We start from the raw sequence: 7,870 nt of genomic DNA on the forward strand, positions 1-7,870 counted from the left end.
CACGCCTCCCCGTGTCGAACAGCCGCCTCACGGCGACACGGAACGGCGCGATCGGGACTGATCACCGGCGGCGGGGCGGGCGCCGGCCCGACCCGCCGCCGCTTCAATGCGTGACGGCGCCGGGCCGGTGCCCAGCGCGCCGGTGGTAACCTGAACCCCGTGCGGATCGCTCGCCTCCTCCTTAGCGGCCGCGACGAGTCCTAGTTCCCAGGCCTCCCTCGTCGCGGAGTTTCGTCGCGGGCCCGATCACCGGTGGGCGAAGCCCCTATTCCGAGGAGAACGACAGAGCACATGAGCACGACCGACGCATCCCCGATCGCCGGCATCCCCGACCGTCCGCGCACGCTCGCCGAGAAGGTGTGGGACGACCACGTCGTCGTCAAAGGCGAGAACGGCCAGCCCGACCTGATCTACATCGACCTGCACCTCGTGCACGAGGTGACCAGCCCGCAGGCGTTCGACGGACTGCGCGCGGAGGGCCGACCGGTCCGGCGGCTCGACCTGACGATCGCCACCGAGGACCACAACACCCCGACTTCCGACATCGACAAGCCGATCGCCGACCTCACCAGCCGCACGCAGATCGAAACGCTGCGCCGCAACGCCGAGGAGTTCGGTGTGCGCCTGCACTCGCTCGGCGACAAGGAGCAGGGAATCGTGCACGTCGTCGGCCCGCAGCTCGGTCTGACGATGCCCGGCATCACCGTCGTGTGCGGCGACTCGCATACGTCGACCCACGGCGCGTTCGGCGCGATGGCCTTCGGCATCGGCACGAGTGAGGTCGAGCATGTGCTCGCGACGCAGACGTTGCCGCTGAAGCCGTTCAAGACGATGGCGATCACCGTCGAGGGCGAGCTCGAGCCGGGCGTCACCGCGAAGGACGTCATCCTGGCCGTCATCGCGAAGATCGGCACCAACGGCGGCCAGGGCTACGTCCTGGAGTTCCGCGGGAGCGCGATCCGGTCGCTCTCGATGGAGGGCCGCATGACGATCTGCAACATGTCGATCGAAGCGGGCGCACGCGCGGGAATGGTCGCTCCCGACGAGACCACGTTCGCCTACCTCCACGGCCGCCCGCACGCGCCGGAGGGCACGGACTGGGACGACGCCGTCGCGTACTGGCGGACGCTCCCCAGCGACGAGGGCGCCGTGTACGACGCCGAGGTGTTCCTCGATGCGAACGAGCTGGAGCCGTTCGTGACCTGGGGCACGAACCCCGGGCAGGGCGTGTCGCTGAGCGACGTCGTCCCGTCACCCGAGGACTTCGCCGACGCGAACGAGCGGGCTGCCGCCGAGCGCGCGCTCGAGTACATGGATCTCGCGCCGGGCACGCCGCTGAAGGAGGTGGCCGTCGACGCCGTCTTCATGGGGTCGTGCACCAACAGCCGCATCGAGGACCTGCGCGCGTTCGCTTCGGTCATCTCGGGCCGCAAGAAGGCGGACGGCGTCCGCGTCATGGTCGTGCCCGGATCCGCACGCGTGCGCCTCGAGGCCGAGGCCGAGGGGCTCGACAAGGTCTTCACCGAGTTCGGTGCGCAGTGGCGCTTCGCCGGCTGCTCGATGTGCCTCGGAATGAACCCCGACCAGCTCTCGCCGGGGGAGCGCTGTGCCTCCACCAGCAACCGAAACTTCGAGGGACGCCAGGGGAAGGGCGGGCGCACGCACCTCGTCTCGCCCCTCGTGGCGGCAGCGACGGCCGTGATGGGCCGACTCGCAAGCCCCGGCGATCTGCCGGCCCTTCGACAAGCTCAGGGAGCGGTTGCGGCTGAGAAACCGGCATCGGCTTCGGAACCGGCTGGAGCGGAGGCCTGACATGGAGAAGTTCACGACCCACACCGGCATCGCCGCACCGCTGAAGCGCTCCGCCGTCGACACCGACCAGATCATCCCGGCCGTCTACCTCAAGCGCGTGACCAAGACCGGCTTCGAAGACGCACTGTTCGCCAGCTGGCGCCAGGATCCGGACTTCGTCCTGAACCAACCCACGTACGCCGGGGCCAGCATCCTCGTCGCCGGCCCCGACTTCGGGACCGGCTCGAGCCGCGAGCACGCGGTCTGGGCGCTGCGCGACTTCGGATTCGCGGTCGTGCTGAGCGCCAAGTTCGCCGACATCTTCCGCGGGAATGCGGGCAAGCAGGGGCTCGTGACCGGGGTGGTCTCGGAGTCCGACGTCGAAGCGATCTGGGCGGCCCTCGAGGCCGAGCCCGGCGTCTCGATGACGGTCGACCTCCAGGCCCGCACGGCGACCGTCGGCGCGCTCACGGTCGCTTTCGACATCGACGATTACACTAGGTGGCGGCTTCTCGAAGGGCTCGACGACATCGGGCTGACGATGCGCGAAGCAGACAAGATCGCGCAGTTCGAGGCGCGCCGCGAGGCGTGGCGGCCGCGGACGCTCCCTGTTCCGTGAGTCGGGTCGGGCGCCCCACCATGGCGCCCGTCCCCCGCAAGCCCCTCGATGAACCAAGTGAGGACAACCGGATGAAGTCGCTTCTGAACGTCGCCGCGGGTGAGCCCGCGACCCCGCAGCCGGGAGAGAAGGAAGTGGCTGGAGAGATCCTCGCGATCCGGGGCGGACGCCCCCTGACCGGCCGCGTCGAGGTCAAGGGGGCGAAGAACCTCGTCACCAAGGCGATGGTCGCCGCCCTCCTCGGCGAGACGTCGAGCACGTTGCGCGGCGTCCCCGACATCAGCGACGTCCAGGTCGTCCGATCGCTCCTCGAAGTCCACGGCGTGACCGTCGAGGACGGCGAAGAGGAGGGCACGCTCCACCTCGACCCCAGCGGCGCGGTCGCGGCGCACTTCGAAGAGATCGACGCCCACGCAGGGGCATCCCGCATCCCGATCCTGTTCTGCGGTCCGCTGCTCCACCTCCTCGGCGAGGCCCTCATCCCGGACCTCGGCGGATGCCGCATCGGCGACCGGCCGATCAACTTCCACATGGACGCGCTGCGCGCGTTCGGCGCCGTGGTCGACAAGAGCTACGAGGGCATCCGCATCACGGCGCCCAACGGACTGCACGGCGCGAACATCGAGTTGCCCTACCCGAGCGTCGGGGCCACCGAGCAGGTGCTTCTCACCGCCGTGCGCGCGAAGGGCACCACCGAGCTGCGCGGCGCCGCGATCGAGCCCGAGATCATGGATCTCATCGCGGTGCTGCAGAAGATGGGCGCGATCATCTCGTACGAGCCCAACCGCGTCATCCTCATCGAGGGCGTCGAAACGCTCACCGGCTACGACCACCGGGCGATCTTCGACCGCAACGAGGCCGCGTCGTGGGCGTGCGCAGCGCTCGCGACCGACGGCGACATCTTCGTCGGCGGGGCACGCCAGCAGGAGATGCTGACGTTCCTCAACGTCTTCCGCAAGGTGGGCGGCTGGTTCGACGTGCGTGAGGACGGCATCCAGTTCCGCCGCGGCGGGGCATTGAAGCCGGTGACCGTCGAGACCGACGTCCACCCGGGATTCATGACCGACTGGCAGCAGCCGCTCATCGTCGCGCTGACCCAGGCCGAGGGTCAGTCCGTGGTGCACGAGACGGTGTACGAGAACCGCCTCGGCTTCACCCAGGCGCTGAATCAGATGGGCGCCGACATCGTCGTGCATCCGCACGGCATCGACGCGCCCGACCGCCGTGTCGCGCGCCGCGCGCTCGAGCAGGCCGCGGTCATCAACGGCCCCACGCCGATGCACGGCGCCGACGTCGTCGTGCCGGACCTGCGCGGCGGCTACAGCTACGTGATCGCCGCTCTCGCGGCCGAGGGCGAGTCGGTCGTCCGCAACATCGGGATCATCCGCCGGGGGTACGAGAAGTTCCTGACCAAGCTCGACACCCTCGGCGCCGATTTCGACGTCATCGGGTGACCCGGTGAGTCCCTCGTCGCCGATGCCGCGGGCTTCCCGGGAGAAGACCAGGCCGAGCGCGTTCTGGCCGCTCGCGGGCATCGCCGCTCCGCTCATCGCACTGCTGTTCAAACTCGAGATCCAGGGAGCCGAGAAGCTGCCGCGCGAAGGCGCGTACGTGCTCGCCCCGAACCACTACTCCGAGGCCGACCCGCTCGCGGTCGCACTCGCGGTGTGGAAGGCGGGCCGTGCGCCGCGGTTCATGGCCAAGGAGAGCCTGTTCCGCGTCCCCGTGCTCGGATGGATCCTCCGCAGCACGGGCATGGTCCCGGTGGCGCGATCGTCATCCGCGTCCTCGGCGCGCCAGACGCTCGAGACCTCCGAGACGCTCGTACGCCTCGGTCGCGGCGTGATCGTGTACCCCGAGGGAAGCCTCACGCGCGAGCCCGATCTCTGGCCCATGCGCGGCAAGACCGGTGCCGTCCGGCTGGCGATGGCCGCCGGCATCCCCGTGATCCCGATGGCGCAGTGGGGCGTGCAACAGGTCATGCCGCGCTACGGCAAGCTGCGCCTGTGGCCGCTGCGTCGTCGCGTGACGGTGCTGTTCGGCGAGCCGGTGGACCTGTCGGCCTTCCAGAACGAGGGGCAGACGTCGAACCTCGCTGCCGCGACCGACAAGGTCATGGCCGACATCGCCGGGCTGCTGTCGCAGCTGCGCGACGAGCCGGCTCCCGCCGAACGCTGGAATCCCGCCGATCACGGCCAGAAGGAGACGGGTCGCCTTGAGTCGTAGGCAGGATGCCGCCCGCCCGCGGGTCGCGGTGATCGGAGCAGGAAGCTGGGGCACGACGTTCGGCAAGATCCTCGCCGACGGCGGCGCCCACGTGACGATGTGGGCGCGCCGCCCGGAGCTCGCGAGCGAGATCCAGGAGGCCAAGCGCAACAGCGAGTACCTCCCGGGGATCAACCTGCCGCGCGGCATGCACGCGACGCACCACCTGTCGGAGACCCTCGACGGTGCCGAGCAGATCTATCTGTCCATCCCCAGTCAGGCGGTGCGCCAGAACCTCAAGGCCATCCGCCCGCTGATCGCCCGCACCGACGCGCCCATCGTGTCGCTCATGAAGGGCGTCGAGCGACGCACCGGCTTGCGCATGAGCCAGGTGATCGAGCAGGAGCTGCACTGCGACCCCTCCCGCATCGCCGTCGCGTCGGGACCCAACCTCGCGCTCGAGATCGCACGCGAACAGCCGACCGCGGCCGTCATCTCGTCGACGAGCCAGGAGACCGCGGATGCGGTGGCCCGTCGGGCGCGCAACCGGTACTTCCGCACATTCGTGAACACCGACGTCATCGGCACCGAGTTCGGCGGCGTGCTCAAGAACCTCATCGCGGTCGCGATCGGCATCGTCGACGGGGTGGGCTACGGCGAGAACACCAAGGCGTCGATCATCACGCGCGGACTCGTCGAGATGACCGACTTCGCGGTGGCCTTCGGCGCACAGCCCGAGACGCTGCACGGCCTCGCGGGCCTCGGCGACCTCATCGCGACGTGCCAGTCGCCGCTCAGCCGCAACAACACGGCGGGCCGCCTGCTCGGTCAGGGCTACCGCTTCGACGACGTCGTGAAGCAGATGAACCAGACCGCCGAGGGCCTGGCATCGGTCGCGCCGATCCTCCAGCTCGCGCGCGAGGTCGGAGTCGAGATGCCGATCGTCGAGCAGGTGAAGATGGTGCTGGACGGGACGATGAACCCGAAGGACATCGCCCCGCACCTGACGACTGACGATGACACCCCGAAGGGCGAGAGGACTCAGAATGGACAAGCCGGCGGTGGCGGTGCTCTTTGGCGGTCGATCCAGCGAGCACTCGATCAGTTCCGCAACGGCGGGCGGGGTGCTTCGGGCGATCGATCGTGACCGCTACCGCGTGATCCCGGTCGGGATCACGCGCGAGGGCGTGTTCGTCCTCGAGGACGATGATCCCGGCAAGTTCGCCCTGGACGCCGAGCACCTCCCCGAGGTGGTCGACAACGGCACGCGCGTGCTGTGGCCCGAGGGCGGCTCGGACCGCACCCTGCGTGCGAGGCGCGCAGACGGCTCGATCGAGGACCTCGGCGAGCTCGATGTCGTGCTGCCGATCCTGCACGGCGTGCACGGCGAGGACGGCACGGTCCAGGGCTTCTTCGACACGCTCGGCATCCCGTACGCCGGCGGCGGCGTGCTCGACTCGGCGCTGTGCATGGACAAGCACTTCATGAAGATCGTGCTCGAGGCGGCCGGCGTGCCGGTGGCGCCGTGGGTCACGGTGACCCGCGCACGCTGGGAGCGCGACCCGGAGGGAGTGCGAGCGGATGCCGCCGCCCTGGGTGAGCCCACGTTCGTCAAGCCGGCGCGCGCGGGGTCCAGCGTCGGCGTGTCGAAGGTCCACGACGCCTCCGAGCTCGATGCGGCGCTCGCTCTCGCATTCGCCGAGGACGACAAGGTGCTCATCGAGTCGGCGATCGTCGGCCGCGAGGTCGAGGTCGCGATCCTCGAAGGACGCGCCGGGGCCGGTGCCCGAGCGTCGCTCCCGGGCGAGATCGTGCTGACGACGCGCGAGTTCTACGACTTCGAGGGCAAGTACCTCGGAGGCGACGGCGCCGAGGTGGTATGCCCAGCCGACCTCGACGACGCCGACATCGCGGCGATCCAGGATCTCGGCATCCGTGCGTTCGAAGCCGTCGACGGTCGAGGTCTCGCGCGCGTGGACTTCTTCCTCACGGGCGGCGGGCTCTACGTCAACGAGCTCAACACGATGCCCGGGTTCACGCCGATCTCAATGTTCCCGAAGTGCTGGATCGCGTCGGGCATGAGCTACGGCGAGCTCATCACCGAGCTCGTCGACACGGCGCTGGATCGCACGCAGGCCTAGTCCGCGTCAGCTGTCGGGCAGCAGCGTCTCGGTGAGCGTGCACGCGCGCTCGGCCGCGGTAGCGACGCCGACGACTCGTTCGCCGAGTTCCGTGAGCGCGTCGTTGGGCGACACGACCTCGTTGTCGATGAAGACCTCGATCGCCGGCACGCGGCCGTACGTCGTCACGAGGTAGTTCGGCGCAAGGCTCTCGTCGACGACCCAGTCGACGCCACCGAGGGTGATGCACTTCGCCTCGGTCGGTCCTGGCGGCGCGACGCCGCACCGAAGAAGGATCGCCGAGGGATCGCCCCACGCACCGGACGCCTGCGCGTCGGTCCACCGCCGCGGCTGGTCGGCGATGAAGTCGGGGAGGCGCACCGTGACCTCGGCGCACGCCGGGTCGTTCGCGTCCTCGGCCGGCTCCATATCGACGGTCGCCGAGCATCCCGCGAGCGCCGCCGACGCGACGAGCGTGAGGGCGGCGACGGTGGCGGAGGGGAGGAGGCGCACCGTTCCAGGCTAACCCGGCGCGGCTCGTCGCCCGCTCGACGGTAGCGTGGACGCGTGGTGGACGAGCATGCCGACCGGACCGTCGGAGAGCTGAGCGAAGGCGAGATCCTTCGGCGCATCCTCGAGCGGCTCGGTGAGTCGGCGGCGCCCGTGGGTCCCGGCGACGACGCCGCCGTCCTCGCGGCGGCGGACGGGCGCGTGGTGGCGACGGTCGACACCCTCGTGCACGGCCCGGACTTCCGGCTGGCGTGGTCGACGGGGTTCGACCTCGGCTATAAGGCAGCGGCGGTCAATCTCGCCGACATCGCGGCGATGGGCGCGACGCCCACCGCGCTTCTGGTGGCGCTCGCGATGCCCGACCGCACGCGCATGTCGTTCGTGACCGCGATCGCCGACGGCCTGCGGGCCGCGTGCGACGAGCTCGCCCCGGGATGCGTCGTCGAAGGCGGCGACCTCACCGTCTCGGATACCCTCACCCTCGCCGTGACGGCGCTCGGCGCCCTCGCCGGCCGCGCACCCGTGCTGCGTTCGGGTGCGCGGGCGGGTGATGTCGTGGCCGTCGCCGGCCAGCTCGGACGGGCCGGTCGCGGCCTGCGCGTGCTGTTCGAGCAATTCACGGATG

General features: G+C 70.1%; 8 protein-coding genes. 7 read left to right on the plus strand and 1 reads right to left on the minus strand.

The window, feature by feature from the left end:
* Positions 1–291 precede the first annotated feature (291 nt).
* The 6 genes from leuC to EIO58_RS09275 all read left to right on the plus strand — a co-directional run bounded on the left by leuC (position 292) and on the right by EIO58_RS09275 (position 6,756).
* Positions 292–1,812, plus strand: coding sequence for a 3-isopropylmalate dehydratase large subunit (leuC, locus tag EIO58_RS09250; RefSeq protein ID WP_127819292.1), 1,521 nt, complete (start codon positions 292–294; stop codon positions 1,810–1,812).
* Position 1,813: 1 nt separating this feature from the next.
* A complete protein-coding gene (gene leuD, locus EIO58_RS09255) occupies positions 1,814–2,410 on the plus strand; it encodes a 3-isopropylmalate dehydratase small subunit (protein WP_127819293.1) in 597 nt (198 codons plus the stop codon).
* Positions 2,411–2,481: 71 nt separating this feature from the next.
* A complete protein-coding gene (murA, locus tag EIO58_RS09260) occupies positions 2,482–3,864 on the plus strand; it encodes a UDP-N-acetylglucosamine 1-carboxyvinyltransferase (protein WP_127819294.1) in 1,383 nt (460 codons plus the stop codon).
* A 22-nt stretch (positions 3,865–3,886) separates the two neighbouring features.
* Positions 3,887–4,636 carry a lysophospholipid acyltransferase family protein gene (locus EIO58_RS09265; RefSeq protein ID WP_127819298.1) on the plus strand — a complete coding sequence of 250 codons (750 nt, stop codon included), beginning with the start codon at positions 3,887–3,889 and terminating at the stop codon, positions 4,634–4,636.
* Positions 4,626–5,762, plus strand: coding sequence for an NAD(P)H-dependent glycerol-3-phosphate dehydrogenase (locus EIO58_RS09270; RefSeq protein ID WP_127819295.1), 1,137 nt, complete (start codon positions 4,626–4,628; stop codon positions 5,760–5,762). The genes EIO58_RS09265 and EIO58_RS09270 overlap by 11 nt, the downstream gene beginning before the upstream one ends.
* Positions 5,662–6,756 carry a D-alanine--D-alanine ligase family protein gene (locus tag EIO58_RS09275; RefSeq protein WP_127819296.1) on the plus strand — a complete coding sequence of 365 codons (1,095 nt, stop codon included), beginning with the start codon at positions 5,662–5,664 and terminating at the stop codon, positions 6,754–6,756. Before EIO58_RS09270 ends, EIO58_RS09275 begins: the two co-directional genes overlap by 101 nt.
* A 6-nt stretch (positions 6,757–6,762) precedes the next feature.
* On the opposite strand, the gene EIO58_RS09280 is transcribed toward EIO58_RS09275, so the two are convergent.
* Positions 6,763–7,248 (minus strand): DUF3515 family protein, encoded by a 486-nt coding sequence (locus EIO58_RS09280; protein WP_240658675.1) that lies wholly within the window; start codon positions 7,246–7,248, stop codon positions 6,763–6,765.
* Between the two features lie 54 nt (positions 7,249–7,302).
* Between EIO58_RS09280 and EIO58_RS09285 the strand changes: the two genes are divergently transcribed.
* Positions 7,303–7,870: thiamine-phosphate kinase (locus EIO58_RS09285; RefSeq protein ID WP_240658677.1), on the plus strand; the 568-nt coding region annotated here is incomplete at its 3' end.

The organism is Microbacterium sp. CPCC 204701 (assembly GCF_004010105.1).
In the GTDB taxonomy this organism is placed as follows: domain Bacteria; phylum Actinomycetota; class Actinomycetes; order Actinomycetales; family Microbacteriaceae; genus Microbacterium.

What these genes read in the sequence shown, in the direction of transcription:
- EIO58_RS09275 (WP_127819296.1), top strand. Translation starts at nt 5,662, where the DNA reads ATGGACAAGCCGGCGGTGGCGGTGCTCTTTGGCGGTCGATCCAGCGAG.
- leuD (WP_127819293.1), top strand. Translation starts at nt 1,814, where the DNA reads ATGGAGAAGTTCACGACCCACACCGGCATCGCCGCACCGCTGAAGCGC.
- murA (WP_127819294.1), top strand. Translation starts at nt 2,482, where the DNA reads ATGAAGTCGCTTCTGAACGTCGCCGCGGGTGAGCCCGCGACCCCGCAG.
- EIO58_RS09265 (WP_127819298.1), top strand. Translation starts at nt 3,887, where the DNA reads ATGCCGCGGGCTTCCCGGGAGAAGACCAGGCCGAGCGCGTTCTGGCCG.
- leuC (WP_127819292.1), top strand. Translation starts at nt 292, where the DNA reads ATGAGCACGACCGACGCATCCCCGATCGCCGGCATCCCCGACCGTCCG.